This is a genomic window from Burkholderia ubonensis subsp. mesacidophila, from assembly GCF_002097715.1.
GTDB classification, from domain to species: Bacteria; Pseudomonadota; Gammaproteobacteria; order Burkholderiales; family Burkholderiaceae; genus Burkholderia; species Burkholderia mesacidophila.
The window spans coordinates 2,390,790-2,407,966 of the sequence record NZ_CP020737.1 but is presented as its reverse complement, the minus strand read 5'-3'; the positions used below and the strand labels follow the sequence as shown (position 1 = coordinate 2,407,966).

Annotated in this window: 13 protein-coding genes, 1 tRNA gene and 1 pseudogene; 14 read left to right on the top strand and 1 reads right to left on the bottom strand. The window is 65.7% G+C overall.

All coding sequences use genetic code 11. The annotated features are described in order from the left end of the window. The first annotated feature begins 13 nt into the window (after window positions 1–13). From B7P44_RS11265 to tilS, 3 genes are all read left to right on the top strand, one after another. Window positions 14–841 (top strand): DNA-3-methyladenine glycosylase family protein, encoded by an 828-nt coding sequence (locus tag B7P44_RS11265; protein WP_084903966.1) that lies wholly within the window; start codon window positions 14–16, stop codon window positions 839–841. 102 nt (window positions 842–943) lie between these two features. Further along, window positions 944–1,915: an acetyl-CoA carboxylase carboxyltransferase subunit alpha gene (locus tag B7P44_RS11260; protein WP_084903964.1), complete on the top strand. Its 972-nt coding sequence runs from the start codon at window positions 944–946 to the stop codon at window positions 1,913–1,915. Between the two features lie 49 nt (window positions 1,916–1,964). Beyond that, window positions 1,965–3,380: a tRNA lysidine(34) synthetase TilS gene (tilS, locus tag B7P44_RS11255; RefSeq protein ID WP_084906600.1), complete on the top strand. Its 1,416-nt coding sequence runs from the start codon at window positions 1,965–1,967 to the stop codon at window positions 3,378–3,380. A 127-nt stretch (window positions 3,381–3,507) separates the two neighbouring features. Here tilS and B7P44_RS37915 read toward each other — a convergent pair. Continuing rightward, window positions 3,508–3,745: pseudogene (locus B7P44_RS37915) on the bottom strand (hypothetical protein); the annotation flags it as partial. Here B7P44_RS37915 and B7P44_RS11245 point away from each other — a divergent pair. From B7P44_RS11245 to B7P44_RS11200, 11 genes are all read left to right on the top strand, one after another. After that, window positions 3,728–4,978: an aspartate kinase gene (locus tag B7P44_RS11245; protein ID WP_084903961.1), complete on the top strand. Its 1,251-nt coding sequence runs from the start codon at window positions 3,728–3,730 to the stop codon at window positions 4,976–4,978. The pseudogene B7P44_RS37915 and the gene B7P44_RS11245 sit on opposite strands and share 18 nt — an antisense overlap. A 113-nt stretch (window positions 4,979–5,091) precedes the next feature. Next, window positions 5,092–5,185 (top strand) — tRNA-Ser (locus tag B7P44_RS11240). Window positions 5,186–5,188: 3 nt separating this feature from the next. Continuing rightward, on the top strand, window positions 5,189–5,662 hold the full coding sequence (locus B7P44_RS36295; RefSeq protein ID WP_133118137.1) for a hypothetical protein: 474 nt from the start codon (window positions 5,189–5,191) through the stop codon (window positions 5,660–5,662). A 163-nt stretch (window positions 5,663–5,825) separates the two neighbouring features. Then, window positions 5,826–7,028, top strand: coding sequence for a serine hydrolase domain-containing protein (locus B7P44_RS11235; protein WP_084903958.1), 1,203 nt, complete (start codon window positions 5,826–5,828; stop codon window positions 7,026–7,028). 190 nt (window positions 7,029–7,218) lie between these two features. Continuing rightward, complete coding sequence (locus B7P44_RS11230) at window positions 7,219–8,382, top strand: efflux RND transporter periplasmic adaptor subunit (protein WP_084903956.1); 1,164 nt, start codon at window positions 7,219–7,221, stop codon at window positions 8,380–8,382. Window positions 8,383–8,611: 229 nt separating this feature from the next. Then, window positions 8,612–9,772: an acyltransferase family protein gene (locus tag B7P44_RS11225; protein WP_167389802.1), complete on the top strand. Its 1,161-nt coding sequence runs from the start codon at window positions 8,612–8,614 to the stop codon at window positions 9,770–9,772. 130 nt (window positions 9,773–9,902) lie between these two features. Further along, a complete protein-coding gene (locus B7P44_RS11220) occupies window positions 9,903–13,088 on the top strand; it encodes an efflux RND transporter permease subunit (RefSeq protein WP_084906596.1) in 3,186 nt (1,061 codons plus the stop codon). Window positions 13,089–13,098: 10 nt separating this feature from the next. Beyond that, the gene (opcM, locus tag B7P44_RS11215) at window positions 13,099–14,583 is read left to right on the top strand and encodes a multidrug efflux transporter outer membrane subunit OpcM (RefSeq protein WP_084903954.1); all 1,485 of its coding nucleotides are present in this window, start codon (window positions 13,099–13,101) and stop codon (window positions 14,581–14,583) included. Between the two features lie 285 nt (window positions 14,584–14,868). Then, window positions 14,869–15,501 carry an AfsA-related hotdog domain-containing protein gene (locus B7P44_RS11210; RefSeq protein WP_157721059.1) on the top strand — a complete coding sequence of 211 codons (633 nt, stop codon included), beginning with the start codon at window positions 14,869–14,871 and terminating at the stop codon, window positions 15,499–15,501. A 33-nt stretch (window positions 15,502–15,534) separates the two neighbouring features. Then, window positions 15,535–16,182 carry a methyltransferase family protein gene (locus tag B7P44_RS11205; protein ID WP_084906594.1) on the top strand — a complete coding sequence of 216 codons (648 nt, stop codon included), beginning with the start codon at window positions 15,535–15,537 and terminating at the stop codon, window positions 16,180–16,182. 4 nt (window positions 16,183–16,186) lie between these two features. Then, the gene (locus B7P44_RS11200) at window positions 16,187–17,131 is read left to right on the top strand and encodes an NAD-dependent epimerase/dehydratase family protein (RefSeq protein WP_084903949.1); all 945 of its coding nucleotides are present in this window, start codon (window positions 16,187–16,189) and stop codon (window positions 17,129–17,131) included. Window positions 17,132–17,177 lie beyond the last annotated feature (46 nt).

Sequence of the window (17,177 nt, the reverse complement as noted above, 5' to 3'; positions counted from 1 at the left end):
GGTAGGAGGCAAGATGGCAACGGCCAGAAAAGCGCCGGTCAAGCGCGCGACGATTGTCGCTGCGCGTCCGGCAGCCAAGCGTGCGCCGGCGGCGAAGGCGGACGCGAAACGCGTCGCGCCGAACGGCGCCGCGCTCAACGGTCACGCGCAGCCGGCGGCGGCGAAGCCGGCGCGCGCGTCCGACGCTGTCGCGCCGGCGGAGATCGACGGCGTCGACGTCGTCGTGCGTCCCGCATACTGGGACAAGGCATGCGCGGATCTCGTCAAGCGCGACCGCATCATGAAGAAGCTGATCCCGAAGTTCGGCCCCGCGCATCTCGTCAAGCGCGGCGACCCGTTCGTCACGCTCGCGCGCTCGGTGGTCGGCCAGCAGATCTCGGTGGCGTCCGCGCAGTCGGTGTGGGCGCGCATCGAGGCGGCCAGTCCGAAGCTCGCGCCGCAGCAGGTGATCAAGCTCGGTCCGGACAAGTTGATCGCGTGCGGGTTGTCGAAGCGCAAGACGGAGTACATTCTCGACGTCGCGCAGCACTTCGTGTCGGGCGCGCTGCACGTCGACAAGTGGACGTCGATGGACGACGAGGACGTGATCGCGGAACTCACGCAGATTCGCGGCATCAGCCGCTGGACGGCGGAGATGTTCCTGATCTTCAACCTGTCGCGTCCGGACGTGCTGCCGCTCGACGATCCCGGCCTGATCCGCGCGATCAGCGTCAATTATTTCAGCGGGGAGCCGGTCACGCGCAGCGAGGCGCGGGAAGTGGCGGCCAACTGGGAACCGTGGCGCACCGTCGCGACCTGGTACATGTGGCGCAGCCTGGACTCGCTGGACACCGGGGCCTGAACAGGGCTATCGGGTTTTAAACATCAATAGTTGAGAACCGGTTTTGAGCGTCGCGCGCGCGGGTAGAATACGCGCTGCCGCAAGACCCAAGGATTCGAACACATGAAAACCACGTTTCTGGATTTCGAACAGCCGATCGCCGAACTCGAGGCCAAGATCGAAGAGCTGCGCTTCGTGCAGGACGATTCGGCTGTCGATATTTCGGAAGAAATCGAGCGGCTGTCGAAGAAGAGCCAGCAACTGACCAAGGACCTGTACGCGAACCTGTCGCCGTGGCAGGTGTCGCAGATCGCGCGGCATCCGCAGCGTCCGTACACGCTCGACTACGTCGCGGAGCTGTTTACCGATTTCCACGAGCTGCACGGCGACCGCGCATTCGCGGACGACTTGTCGATCGTCGGCGGCCTCGCGCGTTTCGGCGGCCATCCGTGCATGGTGATCGGCCACCAGAAGGGGCGCGACACGAAGGAGCGCGCGGCGCGCAACTTCGGGATGCCGCGTCCGGAAGGCTATCGCAAGGCCGAGCGCCTGATGCGGCTCGCCGAGAAATTCGGCCTGCCGATCTTCACGTTCGTCGATACGCCGGGCGCGTATCCGGGCATCGGCGCGGAAGAGCGCGGCCAGTCGGAAGCGATCGGCCGCAACCTGTACGTGATGGCCGAACTTAAGACGCCGGTCATCACGACCGTGATCGGCGAGGGCGGTTCGGGCGGCGCGCTCGCGATCGCCGTGGCCGACACCGTGATGATGCTGCAGTTCTCGACCTATTCGGTGATCTCGCCGGAAGGCTGCGCGTCGATCCTGTGGAAGAGCGCCGCGAAGGCGCCCGAGGCGGCCGAGGCGCTTGGCCTGACCGCGCACCGCCTGAAGGCACTCGGCCTGATCGACAAGATCATCAACGAGCCGCTCGGCGGCGCGCATCGCGATCCGAAGGGCATGGCCGCACTGCTGCGCCGTGCGCTCGCGGATTCGCTGCGCCAGTTCCAGGGCATGAGCATCGATGCGCTGCGCGAGCGTCGCTTCGAACGCCTGATGGCCTACGGCAAGTTCAAGGAAACCACGCCGGGCGCATGACCCGCCGCGTGCGTCCATCACAGCGCGCCTGTGTGCGCGCTTGTCCATCGTGATTCCTCCGAGCGAATTCTCCGCCGACCGCGTCGTCCTCGATGCGGTCGGCGTTGCGCTTGCCGACGTGCCGTCCGGCGCGCGCATCGCGATCGCGTACAGCGGCGGGCTCGACTCGTCGGTGCTGCTCGACGCGGCCGCGCGCGTCGCGGCCGCGTCGCGCTGCATCGCGCTGCACGTGCACCACGGGCTGAGCGCGAACGCGGACGCGTGGGCCGCGCACGCGGAGGCGACCGCCGCGCAGCTCGGCGTCGCGTTCGATGCGATGCGCGTCGACGTGCCGCGCAACAGCGGCGCCGGGATCGAGGCGAGTGCGCGGGAGAGCCGCTACGCGGCGCTCGACGCGATGTGCGAGCGGCACGGCGCCGCGGTGCTGTGGCTGGCGCAGCACGCCGACGATCAGGCCGAAACGGTGCTGCTGCAACTGCTGCGCGGCGCGGGCATCGCCGGGATCGCCGCGATGGCGCCGCGCTACCGTCCCGCGGCGGCGCGCGTCGAGCGCGTGCGCCCGCTGCTGCGGCTGCTGCGCGCGCAGCTCGAGCGCTATGCGGCGCAGCGCGGGCTCGCGTGGATCGACGACGAATCGAACCAGGACACACGCTTTGCGCGCAATGCGCTGCGGGCCGACGTGCTGCCGGCGCTCGCGGTGCACTTTCCGGGCTTTCGCGATGCGCTCGGCCGTGCCGCGCAACATGCGGCGTCGGCGCAGCGCCTGCTCGACGACCTGGCCGAACTGGATTTCGCCGGCGCCGCGCGCGATGACGGGCGCGCGCTGTCGCGTAGCGCGCTGGTCGCGCTCGACGATGCGCGCGGCGCGAACCTGCTGCGTTTCTGGATGCGCAGGCTCGGCCTGCCGGGCGCGTCGGCCGCGCGGCTTGCCGACATGATGCGGCAGTTGCGCGACGCGCACGACGCGCACGCGCTGCGCGTCGATCACGCGGGGCAGTGCCTGCGGCTGTATCGCGACGCCGTCTCCTGGGAGGCGGGCGACAGCAGCGACCCGGCCGACGACGGCAGCGGGGCGCCGCGCCCCGAATGCACATGCGCGTGGAGCGGGCAGGAGGTCTGGCATCTGCCGGCATGGCGCGGCACGTTCGTGTTCGCGCCGGCCGCGCCCGGCGACGCGGACGCGGTGCCCGACGCGCTGCTGCGCGCCGCGCCGCTCGCCGCGCGCGCCCGCGCGGGCGGCGAGCGGATGCGCACGGCGCCCGGCGGGCCGGGCCGCACGCTGAAGAACCTGTTCCAGGAGCGCGGCGTGCCTTCGTGGCAGCGTGACGTGCCGCTACTGTTCGCGGGCGACCGGCTGATCTTCGTGCCGCGGCTCGGCGTGAACCGCGACGGCGGGGACGGCGCCGCGCCTGGCGACGGCGCCTGGCGCCGGATCGAGTGGCGGCCGGACTTGCTGATCGCGTGACGGCCTTCGGCGCACCTTGCGATGGCGCGCCGATTTTCACCATTTGGTAAACAGCGCCCGAGCGCCCGAGCGCCCGCCGGTACGGCGTCCGGCTTGTCAAGCGGACATCGATCGGGTACGCTCGGTTGTTTGCTCGGCTCGATTTTTGAGCGTTTTGTGCAGGTTTTCCGCGTGACGTACCCGGTTTGCGCGGCCTGATCGGCCTTCCGGGCAAAATCCGTCACGCTTGCGTGTTGCGTCCCAGCCGTCCCCCTCGTCGTCCGTCCACAGCCAAAAGCCGCGTGACCGAACGGCAACGCGGCCTGTCCAGCGCGCCCGTGCGGTTTCTCTTCCAGTTCAGAACGACAATGGCACTCATCGTACATAAATACGGCGGCACTTCGATGGGCTCGGTCGAGCGCATCAAGAACGTCGCGAAACGCGTCGCAAAATGGCATCAGGCCGGGCACCAGATGGTGGTCGTGCCGTCGGCGATGTCCGGCGAAACCAACCGTCTGCTCGGTCTCGCGAAAGAGATTTCGAGCCAGCCGAGCCCGCGCGAGCTCGACATGATCGCGTCGACCGGCGAGCAGGTCAGCGTCGGCCTGCTGTCGATCGCGCTGCAGGAGATCGGCGTCGAGGCCGTGAGCTATGCCGGCTGGCAGGTGCCGATCAAGACCGACAGCGCCTTCACGAAGGCGCGCATCCACTCGATCGACGACGAACGCGTGAAGGCCGACCTGAACGCAGGCAAGGTCGTGATCATCACGGGCTTCCAGGGCGTCGATCCGGACGGTCACATCACGACGCTCGGCCGCGGCGGCTCGGACACGTCGGCGGTGGCGGTCGCGGCCGCGCTCGACGCGGAAGAGTGCCTGATCTACACGGACGTCGACGGCGTCTACACGACCGATCCGCGCGTCGTCGAGGAGGCGCGCCGCCTCGATCGCGTGACGTTCGAGGAAATGCTGGAAATGGCGAGCCTCGGCTCGAAGGTCCTGCAGATCCGCTCGGTCGAATTCGCCGGCAAATACCAGGTGAAGACGCGTGTGCTGTCGAGCCTGACCGATCCGCTGATTGCGCTCGACGTGGAAATGCGCTCGGGCACCCTGATTACTTTTGAAGAAGACGAGACCATGGAAAAGGCAGTCATTTCCGGCATCGCGTTCCAGCGCGACGAAGCACGCATTGCGGTGATGGGCGTGCCCGACAAGCCGGGCATCGCGTATCAGATCCTCGGCCCGGTCGCGGACGCGAACATCGACGTCGACATGATCATCCAGAACCAGAGCGTCGAGGGCAAGACCGACTTCACGTTCACGGTCGGCCGCGGCGACTACCAGAAGGCGATGGACATCCTCACCAACCAGGTGAAGGGCCACGTGAGCGCGGAGCAGGTGCAGGGCGACCCGAAGGTGTCGAAGGTGTCGGTCGTCGGCGTCGGCATGCGTTCGCACGTGGGCGTCGCGAGCAAGATGTTCCGCACGCTGTCGGAAGAGGGCATCAACATCCAGATGATCTCGACGTCCGAAATCAAGATTTCGGTGCTGATCGACGAGAAGTACATGGAGCTGGCCGTCCGCGCGCTGCACAAGGCATTCGAACTCGAGCAGGCGTGACGAAATTTTCGTGATGCGTTGAAGAAAATGCATCAAAAAAATTGACCTGCGGCTCGAAACCCTATATTATCTTTTTCTCGTCGCACTGCCTCCCTGGTGCGAGCGAAAGTTTGGGAGACGTGGCCGAGAGGTCGAAGGCACTCCCCTGCTAAGGGAGCATCTGGGCCAAAACCTGGATCGAGGGTTCGAATCCCTCCGTCTCCGCCAGAAATGGCGGAACAAGCCCCGCAAGTTCTCGGACTTGCGGGGCTTTTCTTTTTCCAGCTCCCGCATCGGCGAACCGATGAGGCGGAGTCGGCGCGCCTCCGGCGCGATCGCGCTGGACGGGGTTTCAGTCCCCCTTGTTCCTGGCGCACGCCGGCATTCGTCTCCCCGATCTGCATCGGCTCATCCGCGCTACCGTTTCCGAGCTGGCCTCAAGCCATCGGTCGGCATCGGTTCTGCGACCGCCTCGATCAATCGCGGATTGACGTCCTGGCGCTGCCGGGTCCGTCGGGCCGGGTCAATTTCCAATCCCGCATACGCCATCTTTCGGAGAAAGCAGTTTTTTCGATATCCAAATCGGAAAATCCGCTGAGTAATCGGCATATCCGTTTCGGCGCGCTTCGGCTCGACTCCGGTCTGCGCGATGTTGAAACATTTGCCTTTTTGCACGCGGCCTACTTCAATCAAATGCACCACTGAAGGCGCAGGCGCGCCACGCCGCCGCAGCGGCGCCGCCCGGCGTCTGCAGACCGATTCGAGACATTTTCGTCCGCTATGAAAATACGGTCGAACTGCTTTTAATTTGTTTGGCCATTGACTTACCATGGATGCGAAAAATAATTTTCACTTAAAGGTAACTGCTATGGCCTTTCAAAATGTTTCGCCGAATCAGTCGGCTGGTTATTCGTTTGCATCGGCATTAACGCAGCGCGTCGACAGCGTGCTCGAACGCACGTTGTCGGAGCAGCGCCTCGTCGGCGCGGTCATTTTGATTTCGCAGGCCGGGCAACTGATTTACCGGCGGGCCGCCGGCATGGCGGATCGCGAGGCCGGCAAGCCGATGCAGGAGGACGCGCTCTTCAGGCTGGCTTCCGTGTCGAAGCCGATCGTGTCGGTTGCGGCGTTGGCATTGATCGCCCAGGGGCGGCTGCAGCTCGACGACGACGTGACCCGGTGGCTGCCGGCATTCACGCCGCGGCTGCCCGACGGCACGCAGCCCCAGATCACGATTCGTCACCTCATGACGCACACCGCCGGCCTGTCCTACAAGTTCTTCCAGGAGGAGAACGGTTCGTATGCGCGTGCCGGCGTGTCCGACGGGATGGACGACAGCGACGTGAGCCTGCAGGAGAACGTGCGCCGCATCGCGTCGGCGCCGCTGCTGTATCGGCCGGGAAGCGAGTGGAAGTACTCGATCGCGACCGACGTCCTGGGCGCCGTCATCGAGCAGGTCACGCAATTGCCGCTCGACAAGGCGGTCGGCGAACTGGTGACCGGGCCGCTGGGGCTGCGCGACACGGCCTTCGCGGCGGTGGACGAAAGCCGGCTCGCCGTCGCCTACGCGGACGATCCGTCAGCGCCCCGGCGCCTGGGCGAACCCGATTTCGTGCCGTTCATCGAAGGGACGGCCGGTTTCGACTTGTCGCCGAATCGCGCGTTGAATGCGCGCGCGTATCCGTCCGGCGGCGCAGGCATGATCGGCTCCGCAGGGGACTTCCTGCGTCTGCTGGAAACGTTGCGCACGGGCGGGGCGCCGCTGCTGCCCGAGTCCCTTGTCCGGCAGTTCACCACCAACCAGATCGGCGACTTGCCGATGGCGTTCTGGCCCGGCCGGGGGTTCGGCCTCGGCATCACGGTGCTGAAGGATCCCGTCGCGGCGCAGACGCCGGAATCGGCCGGAACCTGGCGCATGGGCGGCACTTACGGCCATTCATGGTTCGTTGACCCGGTACGGGAACTGAGCGTGGTCGCGTTCACGAATACCGCGCTGGAAGGGATGTCCGGCGCGTTCGTCGGCGAATTGTGCGAAGCCGTCTACGTGCCGGAGTTCAGCACGGCCGAATAAAGCGGTTCGCGCGACGACATCGATCGCTTCGCCGGGTGGGCAGGCACCTCGGGGGCCGGGGTGCCGTTCGCTCGTGACGGGGAGCGGGCGTGCGTTGCGTCCAGCGCTGCAACGGCCCGGGTGGGCGCGCGATCGCGCACCGGCGCCGAGCGGTCCGACATGATTTGCAGTACTCAAAGAAGGGACGGACATGCCGCCCAAACGAAAGTACCCGATTGCGATTGCCGTCTTGCTGATCGTCGCGGCTGCCGGCGCGGTGACCGCCGTGCTCGGTCGCGGCGGCGCGATCAAACCGGTCTACGCCGAGGCGCAGCCCCCCGCAGCGGAAGTCGATGTCGCCGCTGCCGTGGAAAAGCGCATCGTGGACTGGCAAAGCTACTCCGGCCGGCTGGAGGCCATCGACAAGGTCGAGGTGCGGCCGCTGGTATCAGGGACGATCGTCGCGGTCCATTTCAAGGACGGCGCGCTGGTCAAGAAAGGCGATCCGCTGTTTACCATCGACCCGCGTCCGTATGTCGTCGAGGTCGATCGCGCCGAAGCGCGACTGGCGTCGGCCCAGGCGCGGCGCAGCTTCACGGACGCGGACCTGGCGCGCGCGCGACGCCTGATCGTCGACAACGCGATCGCCAAGCGGGATTTCGATGAAAAACAGAATGCGTCGCGCGAGGCGGATGCGGACCTGAAGGCCGCGCAGGCCGCGCTGGAGGCGGCCAGGCTCAATCTCGGCTATACCCGGATCGTTGCCCCCGTCGCGGGACGGGTATCCCGCGCCGAAATGACCGTAGGCAATATCGTCTTTCCCGGCGCCTCGTCGCAGCCGTTGACGACGCTGGTGTCGCTTTCGCCGATCTACGCGTCGTTCGATGTCGACGAGCAGACCTATCTGGCCTACCTGAGCCGAAACGGCAAAGGCGCCATGCCGGTCATGCTGGGGCTGGCCGACGAGGGCGGCTATTCCCATCCGGGTTCGGTCTCATCCATCGACAATCGCATCGACAGCGGGTCGGGCACCGTTCGTGTGCGGGCGATCTTCGACAACCCCGACGGCACGCTGCTGCCCGGATTGTTCGCCCGCGTGAAAATCAGCGGCAGCACGCTGCATCCCGCGGTGCTGATCAGCGATGGCGCGATCGGCACCGACCAGGAAAAGAAATTCGTGATGGTGGTCGATGCGCAGAATCGCGTGCAGTATCGCGAGATCCTGCCGGGGCATCTGCAGGATGGGCTGCGCATTGTCTCCCGCGGCTTGCAGCCGGGCGAACGCATCGTCGTCAACGGCCTGCAGCGCATTCGTCCCGGCAGCAGCGTGAAACCGAACCTGGTTTCCATGGCCGCCGACAGCGTCAGCGGCTAGCGAAGCACCAATCGCAACCACTGCAGGATCCGGCGCGCGGATCGCAACATCGCGGCAATCGCCGCGCGACGAGATTGTCCTCGGCACTTCAGGAAAGAGGGCGGCGCCATGCCGTCCCGGATCGCGGCAGCGAATGCCGCGGCCGAGGTCGTCCGTTCACTGAAAACATGCGCCACCGAATAATTGCATCGATCTGTCGTGGTTAAGCCATATTTATAAGGAGTGCTTCATGAGTGACGTGATCAGGACTTCGTCCGCGTTGCCGCATTACCCTGCGAGGAAGTTGCCGTCGCTGACCGGGTTGCGTTTCGTCGCGGCCGCGCTCGTCTTCGGCTTTCATGCATCGTTGACCAAGATCATCGGCTTCAACCCGTATGCCGACCACCAGGCCTCGCATATATTCAAGGTGCTGTTCGGAGAAGGCGGGTGGATCGGCGTCTCGTTTTTCTTCGTGCTCAGCGGCTTCGTGATCACGTGGTCGGCCAGGCCGGACGACACGGTCGGCAGCTTCATCTACCGGCGCGTTCTGAAAATCTACCCGAATCACTTCGCGACCTGGGCCTTGACGATGATTCTGTTCGGCGCATCCGTCACGTCGGCTTCCGTCTGGCTGCCGAACCTGCTGCTGGTTCATGCATGGATTCCGAAAGACGAAGTCTATCTCGGCGTCAACGGCCCATCGTGGTCGCTCTGCTGCGAACTGTTCTTCTATGTCATGTTCCCATTTCTTTTGATCTATATAAAAAGGATTCCTGAAAACAGCTTGTGGATCTGGGCGGCGGCCATGGTGGTCGGGCTGTTCGCAAGCCAGCTGGCCATCAATCTGCTCGTGCCGGGCACGCCCTGGGTGACGGCCTGGCCGATTTCGGTGGAGCGCTGGTGGCTGTCCTACTTCTTCCCGCCGTTTCGATTGTTCGAGTTCGTGCTCGGCATGCTGATGGCGCGCATCCTGATGACGGGGCGCTGGATCGGCCTGGGACTCGCGCCCGCGTTCGGACTGATGGTTGCCGGATACGTCTTCGCGATGTTCGTGCCGTTTCAATACAGCTTCAACGTGGCAACGGTCATTCCGGTCGCCTTCCTGATCACGTCGGTGGCGGCGGCCGACGTGGCCGGACGCAGAACCGGATTCGCCGGAAAGACGATGAACTGGCTGGGCGACCTCTCGTTCGGGATGTACATGATCCATCTGGTCATCCTGACGGCGGTGACGAACTGGCTGAACGGCCGCTTGCTGGCCACGCCTGCGGCGACGGCGCTGGTGCTGGCGGTGTTCGGCGCGTCGGTGCTCGGCGGCTGGCTGCTTTTTGTCTGCATCGAGCGGCCGGTCATGCGCCGGTGGGGGAAGACCGCGCCGCGCAAGCCCGCGCTGATGGGCGCCGAGGTCTAGCCCGCCTTCGAACGACGGCGCACTGCATCCGGCCGGGAAGCGGCGACCAAAGCCGCGCGTTCCGGCGGCGTGCTTCGGCTTCGGCGGTGCGTCGTCGCAGGAGCCAATCCAGAATGATGGAAACTTGATCATGAACGTTTCGAGGTTTTTCGTCGACCGGCCGATTTTCGCCGGCGTCCTGTCGACGCTGGTCTTGCTGGCAGGCGTCATATCGCTGTATTTCCTGCCGATCGCGGAGTACCCCGAGGTGGTGCCGCCCGTGATCGCCGTCAATGCCCAATACCCGGGCGCGAACCCGAGGGTGATTGCGGAGACGGTCGCGTCGCCGCTGGAGGAGCAGATCAACGGCGTCGAGGGCATGCTCTACATGCAGTCGCAGGCGAACAGCGACGGCAATTTGACGCTCACGGTCACCTTCAAGGTCGGCACCGACCCGGACAAGGCACAGCAGCTGGTTCAAAACCGGGTCTCGCAGGCGTTCCCGAAGCTTCCCGCCGATGTGCAGAGGCTCGGCGTGACGACCGTCAAATCGTCCACCACCCAGACCATCGCCGTGCATCTGGTGTCGCCCAACAATCGCTACGATGTCAACTATCTGCGCAACTACGGGATACTGAATATCAAGAGCCGGCTGGAGCGCATTGCCGGCGTCGGCGAAGTCAGAATCTGGGGCGGCGGAGACTATTCGATGCGGATCTGGCTCGATCCGCAAAAGATCGCGGCACGCGGGCTGACCGCGACCGACGTGGTCAACGCGATCCGCGAGCAGAACGTGCAGGTCGCGGCCGGCGTGATCGGCTCGCAACCGATGCGCGGCAACGTGCCGTTGCAGCTGTCCGTCAATACGCGCGGACGCTTGCAATCGGAAGACGAATTCGGCGCCATCGTGGTCAGGACGGCGCAAGCCGGTGGCGTGACCTATCTGCGCGACGTCGCGCACATCGAGCTCGGCGCATCGGATTACGGCTTGAGATCGATGGTCGACGGCAAGCCCGCGGTGGGGTTCGGCATCTTTCAGGCGCCCGGCGGAAACGCGCTGACGATCTCGGACAAGGTGCGCGAGGCGATGGAGGAAATCAAGGCGGAGATGCCGGCCGGCGTCGATTACCGGATCGTTTTCGACCCGACCAAGTTCGTGCGCGCGAGCATCTCCGCCGTGGTGTCCACGCTGCTTGAAGCCATTGCGCTGGTCGTGGTCGTCGTCATCCTGTTCTTGCAGACCTGGCGCGCGTCCATCATCCCGTTGCTGGCGGTCCCCGTTTCGATTGTCGGCACCTTCACGCTGCTGCTGATGTTCGGATTCTCGATCAACGCGCTGTCGTTGTTCGGGATGGTGCTGGCGATCGGGATCGTCGTCGACGACGCGATCGTGGTCGTGGAAAACGTCGAGCGCAACATCGCCAAGGGGCTGTCTCCGAAGGATGCGACCTATCTCGCGATGAAGGAGGTGAGCACGCCGATCATCGCCATCGCGCTGACGCTTTCCAGCGTGTTCATTCCGCTGGCGTTCATGCCGGGCCTGTCCGGCGAGTTCTACCGGCAGTTCGCGCTGACCATTGCAATCTCGACGATCATCTCCGCGTTCAATTCCCTCACGCTGTCGCCCGCGCTGTCCGCGCTGCTGTTGAAGGGGCACGGCGATCCGGAGGACGGCGCGACCCGTTTCATCCGGCGTTACCTGGGCGGATTCTTCGACGCGTTCAACCGGCTGTTCAAGCGCGGCTCGACGGCATACGGAACGGGGCTCGACGGACTGATCGGCCACAAGGCGCTGGTGATGGGCCTGTACGCCGTGCTGATCGGCATCACCATCCTGGTGGGCAAAGTGGTTCCGACCGGGTTCGTGCCCGCGCAGGACAAGGAGTATCTCGTGGGGTTCGCACAGCTGCCGAACGGCGCGTCGCTCGACCGCACCGAAAAGGTGGTCGACACGATGGCCGACATCGCGATGAAGCAGCCCGGCGTGGAAAGCATCCTCGAGTTCCCGGGCATGTCGGTGAACGGCCTGATGAACTCGTCGAGCGCGGGCACGGTATTCATCACGCTGAAGCCGTACGACAAGCGCGGTAACAAGGCGCTGTCCGCGCAGGCGATCGCCGACGCATTGAATCGCAAGTACGCGGACATCAAGGAGTCCTTCGTGGCCATCTTTCCGCCCCCGCCCATTCTCGGTTTCGGCACGCTCGGCGGCTTCAAGATACAGATCGAGGATCGCGGCGCGCTCGGCTATGCGCGGCTCGCGGACGCGACCAACGACTTCATCAAGCGCGCGCAGCAGGCGCCGGAGCTGGGGCCGCTGTTCACGAGCTACCAGATCAACGTGCCGCAGCTCAACGTCGATCTCGACCGTGTGAAGGCGAAGCAGCTCGGCGTGTCGGTCACCGACGTGTTCGACACGATGCAGATCTATCTCGGCTCGCTGTACGTGAACGATTTCAACCGCTTCGGCCGTGTGTACCAGGTGCGCGTGCAAGCCGACGCGCCGTTCAGGGCGTATGCCGAGGATATCGGGCAGCTGAAGACGCGCAACGCCGCGGGCGAGATGGTGCCGCTGTCGTCGCTCGTTTCCGTCGCGCCGACGTTCGGCCCCGAGATGGTGGTGCGCTACAACGGCTATACGGCGGCGGACATCAATGGCGGGCCGGCGCCGGGCTTCTCGTCGGGGCAGGCGCAGGCGGCGATCGAGCGGATCGCGCACGAGACGCTGCCGCGCGGCGTGCGCTTCGAGTGGACCGATCTCACGTACCAGCAGATCCTCGCGGGCAACGCGGCGTTCTGGGTGTTCCCGATCAGCGTGCTGCTCGTGTTCCTCGTGCTCGCCGCGCTGTACGAGAGCCTGACGCTGCCGCTCGCGGTGATCCTGATCGTGCCGATGAGCATTCTGTCGGCGTTGACGGGGGTGTGGCTCACGCAGGGCGACAACAACATCTTCACGCAGATCGGCCTGATGGTGCTGGTCGGGCTGTCGGCGAAGAACGCGATCCTGATCGTCGAGTTCGCGCGCGAGCTGGAGCACGACGGCAGGACGCCGCTCGAGGCGGCGATTGAGGCGAGCCGGCTGCGGCTGCGGCCGATCCTGATGACGTCGATCGCGTTCATCATGGGCGTCGTGCCGCTCGTCACGTCGACCGGCGCGGGGGCGGAGATGCGCCACGCGATGGGCGTCGCGGTGTTCTTCGGGATGCTCGGCGTGACGCTGTTCGGGCTGATGCTGACGCCGGTGTTCTACGTCGTGCTGCGCACGCTCGCGGGCGGCAAGATCCACGTCGCCGGCAAGGACTCGGCAGGCTACGGCGTACCGGCTCCGGATGCTTGAGGACAACAACATGGATAACTCGAAGACTCAATCTGGCTTGATGCGCATCGCGAAGCTGGCGGCGGCGAGCGGCCTGCTCGTGTCGTTGCTGGCCGCATGCGCGGTCGGGCCCGACTACAAGCGGCCGGACGTCGCGACGCCCGCCGCGTTCAAGGAAGCGCCGCCGCTCGCGCCGGGCGAGCAGGCAGGCACGTGGAAGACCGCCGAGCCGTCGGACGCCGCGCATCGCGGCGAATGGTGGAAGGCGTTCGGCGATCCGGTGCTCGATTCGCTCGAAGCGCAGGCGCTGGCCGCGAACCAGAACCTGAAGGCCGCGGCGGCGCGCGTCGAGGAAGCGCGCGCGTCGACCCGCGCGGCGCGTTCGCAGTGGTTCCCGCAGGTCGGCGCCGGCTTCGGGCCGACGCGCCAGGGGCTGTCGTCTGCTTCGCAGTCCTTGCCGCAAGGCAGCGGCCCGACTACCTCGACGCTGTGGCGCGCGCAGGGCACGGTGTCGTACGAAGCGGACCTGTTCGGCCGCGTCGGCCGCAACGTCGAGGCGTCGCGTGCGGACCAGGCGCAGAGCGAGGCGCTGTTCCGCTCGGTGCAGCTCGCGCTGCAGGCGGACGTCGCGCAGAACTACTTCGAGCTGCGCCAGCTCGATTCGGACCAGGACCTGTACCGCCGCACGGTCGAGCTGCGCGATCAGGCGCTGAAGCTCGTGCAACGGCGCTTCAACGAAGGCGACATCAGCGAGCTCGACGTGTCGCGCGCGAAGAACGAGCTGGCGACCGCGCAGGCGGATGCGGTCGGCGTCGCGCGTCGTCGCGCGGCGTCCGAGCATGCGCTTGCGATCCTGCTCGGCAAGGCGCCGGCGGATTTCGCGTTCAAGGAAACGCCGCTCGTGCCGGTCGCGGTGAAGGTGCCGGCGGGTCTGCCGTCGGCGCTGCTCGAACGGCGACCCGACATCTCGGCGGCCGAGCGCGCGATGGCGGCGGCGAATGCGCGGATCGGCCTCGCGAAGTCCGCGTACTTCCCGAAGCTCGACATCACCGGGGCGTTCGGCTATGAAGCGTCGACGCTCGGCAGCCTGTTCATGTGGTCGAGCCGCACGTTCCTGCTCGGGCCGTTCGCGGGCACCGCGCTGACGCTGCCGCTGTTCGACGGCGGACGGCGTGCGGCGGGCGTGCAGCAGGCGCGCGCGCAGTACGACGAGCAGGTCGCGAACTACCGGCAGCAGGTGCTCGTCGCGTTCCGCGAGGTCGAGGACAATCTCGCGGACCTGCGGCTGCTCGACGACCAGATTCGCGCGCAGGACGCGGCGGTCAACGCGTCGCGCCGTGCGGCGAAGCTGTCGCGCACGCAGTATCAGGAGGGCGCGGTCAGCTATCTCGACGTGATCGACAGCGAGCGTTCGGTGCTGGTGTCGCAGTTACAGGCGAATGCGCTGACGGGCACGCAGGCGGTGTCGACCGTGAACCTGATTCGTGCGCTGGGCGGCGGGTGGGGGGAAGCGTAGCGTCGCAGGCATCGGGGCCGGATTCGCGCGACGCATTCCGCTTGCGCGCGAAACCGGTTGGGCCGCCGCGCGGCCAATGCGGATCTTCCATTAAAAGAACTGGATCGATGCGCGGCGAAATAATGCGAGGGAACTATGGACAAGGGACCGTTTCACGATCGCCTGAACGACGCATTGTTTATCGTTGGCGACTGTTGGGGCAGCGGCCTGATCGACGACGGCATGGTCAGCGTTTCGGATTTCATTTCCGGATTGCGCGCGGGACGTTATCACGAGCCCTTGCCGATGCTGCGATCCGGATTCGGGGTGGAGCACCACGAGCTCGACGTCCTGCGCCACGAACTGGAGCGGATCGGCCTGGACCCGTTCGCGTTGAGCGAGATGCGCGAGCCGGATTGCGTCGAGATTGCGCATACGCATAAACGGAACCCGCAGAACGTCTTGCTCGCGAAGCTCGAACGCCTCGACGACACACGTTACCAGGCAGCGCTGCGATTGAACAGCAACAACGAGCTGCTGCTCGATCACGTCACCGGCTGCCATATCTCCGCGATGGTTCTGACGGAGGCTGCCCGGCAGATGTTTCTCGCGGTGACCGAGCAGTATTTCCTCGGCGGGGCGGCGGCCGGGCGCCACCGTTTCGTGATCAACGAATGGCAGGCGTCGTTCGAGCATTTCCTGTTTCCGCTGGATGCCGTCATCGAGTACCGGATCGACGAGATCGTCCGAGACAAGAGCGATCGATTGCGGTTTCGCGTGGAGATCCTCGTGAAGCAGGCCGACTCGGTCGCCGCCAGGATTCGCATCGTGTTCACCGTTTTCGAAACGACGTACCTGACGCGGTATGAAATGAAGCAGGCCGCCCGCACGGTCAGGCGCCTGAAGGCCTGCCTCGCCCGTGCCGATTCGAAGGAATGAATGCACCGAACATCGACCCTGAGGAGGGACATCGTGCAATGGTTCTTGCGCAAGTATCCGCTGCTCGTATTCTTGTCGTGTTGCCTGGTATTGCTGATCGCCGCGATCGGCGAAGCGCCCCGCTATGCATCGCCCCTTCATCGGACCGGCATTGCGTTGGTCGCGATGTATCTGGTCTGGCTCGCATGCGAGGCGCGGACCGCGATGAGCAGCTCGGTCGAAAGCAATCTGTCGAGCGATCGCGGTACGGTTCTGGCTTACGGGGCCGCCAGGGTGGTGACAGTCGCGAGCGCCTGCTTCGTGCCGAGTCACTGGGATGACTATCGACCCTGGATGCCGGTATTGCCGGTGCTGTTCTTCATTGGCGTCGCGTTGCGGATCGTCGCGATTCGCACACTCGGGAAATTCTATACCCACAAGATACGCACGCTTGCCGATCACCGGATCGTGCGCACCGGCCCGTATCGGTGGGTAAGGCATCCGGCTTACGCGGGGATGTTGATTGCGCATGCGTCGTTCGTCGCGTACTTCCTGAATGGCTATAGCGCCACTGCATTCCTGGCCATGCTCCTGCCGTCCATCGTGGTGCGCATCCGGTGCGAGGAACGGATCCTGTTCGACGTGGCTGGCTACGCGGACTACGCTCGCGAGCGATTTCGGCTGATGCCGTTCGTGTGGTGAAGGAATGACGAGATCGACGATCCTGGTGACCGGGGCAAGCGGCTTCATCGGCGAGGCGGTCTGCCGTCGGATGATCGGGCTCGGGCACGCGTCGCGCCTGCGCGTGCTGGTGCATCGACGTGCGCCTGGTTTTAGCGACGCGGGCAGCATGGATTGCGTTCACGGCGACCTGACTCGGCCCGCCGGTTTGCGGGGGGCGTGCGACGGCATCGAGACGGTGATTCATGCGGCTTCGGATGTCGGCGCCGATGCCGACGCGTGCGACGCGGTCAACCGGTCGGGCACGCGGGCATTGATCGATGAAGCGCGGCGGGCCGGCGTGCGGCGAGTGATTTATGTCAGTACGGCCGCGGTATACGGTGCCGGCGTTCATCGCGGCATCCGGGAGAACGAGATCGTGCCGGTTCCGGTGTCGGCGGTCAGCCGCTCACGGCTGGCCGCCGAGGCGTGCGTGCTGGCCGCCGGCGGGATCGTGCTTCGGCCGATGTTCATCCTGGGCGCGGGCGACAAGTGGTTCTTGCCGACGCTCTTGCGACTGATCCGCGGGCTGGACGCGTGGATCGAAGAGGGGCAGGCCGTCTTGTCGTGCACGACGGTGGACACGGTTGCCGCCGCGTTGGCCGGGATTGCGCTCGATTCGGCCCGCGTCGCGGAGGGGAGCGTCTATCACTGCACGCATCCCGAGCCCGTTCGCGTGCGCGACCTGGTCGAGGCGGCTGCGATCCACGTCGATTTCACGATGCCGCGAAGGTCGGTCAGTCTTTCCGAAGCGCTCCGGAGATTGCCGTCTGGCGTAAGCGAACGGCAAGCCCGTCTTTTCGCGGAGGATCACTGGTACGACGGCACCCGGTTATGGCAGGCACTCGGCGCGCCGCCGGCCGTGAAATTGACCGAGAGCTGCGGCGATTACTGGCAAGGATATCGCCGCTGGCTGACGGGTAGCGGCTGACGCGTGGCATCAGGTCGGGTTGGGAACGGGTTGGGTGAGGGCGCAT

Coding starts and splice junctions, on each gene's coding strand:
- B7P44_RS11265 (WP_084903966.1), top strand. CDS start 14: ATGGCAACGGCCAGAAAAGCGCCGGTCAAGCGCGCGACGATTGTCGCT.
- B7P44_RS11260 (WP_084903964.1), top strand. CDS start 944: ATGAAAACCACGTTTCTGGATTTCGAACAGCCGATCGCCGAACTCGAG.
- B7P44_RS11245 (WP_084903961.1), top strand. CDS start 3,728: ATGGCACTCATCGTACATAAATACGGCGGCACTTCGATGGGCTCGGTC.
- B7P44_RS36295 (WP_133118137.1), top strand. CDS start 5,189: ATGGCGGAACAAGCCCCGCAAGTTCTCGGACTTGCGGGGCTTTTCTTT.
- B7P44_RS11235 (WP_084903958.1), top strand. CDS start 5,826: ATGGCCTTTCAAAATGTTTCGCCGAATCAGTCGGCTGGTTATTCGTTT.
- B7P44_RS11230 (WP_084903956.1), top strand. CDS start 7,219: ATGCCGCCCAAACGAAAGTACCCGATTGCGATTGCCGTCTTGCTGATC.
- B7P44_RS11225 (WP_167389802.1), top strand. CDS start 8,612: ATGAGTGACGTGATCAGGACTTCGTCCGCGTTGCCGCATTACCCTGCG.
- B7P44_RS11220 (WP_084906596.1), top strand. CDS start 9,903: ATGAACGTTTCGAGGTTTTTCGTCGACCGGCCGATTTTCGCCGGCGTC.
- opcM (WP_084903954.1), top strand. CDS start 13,099: ATGGATAACTCGAAGACTCAATCTGGCTTGATGCGCATCGCGAAGCTG.
- B7P44_RS11210 (WP_157721059.1), top strand. CDS start 14,869: ATGCTGCGATCCGGATTCGGGGTGGAGCACCACGAGCTCGACGTCCTG.
- B7P44_RS11200 (WP_084903949.1), top strand. CDS start 16,187: ATGACGAGATCGACGATCCTGGTGACCGGGGCAAGCGGCTTCATCGGC.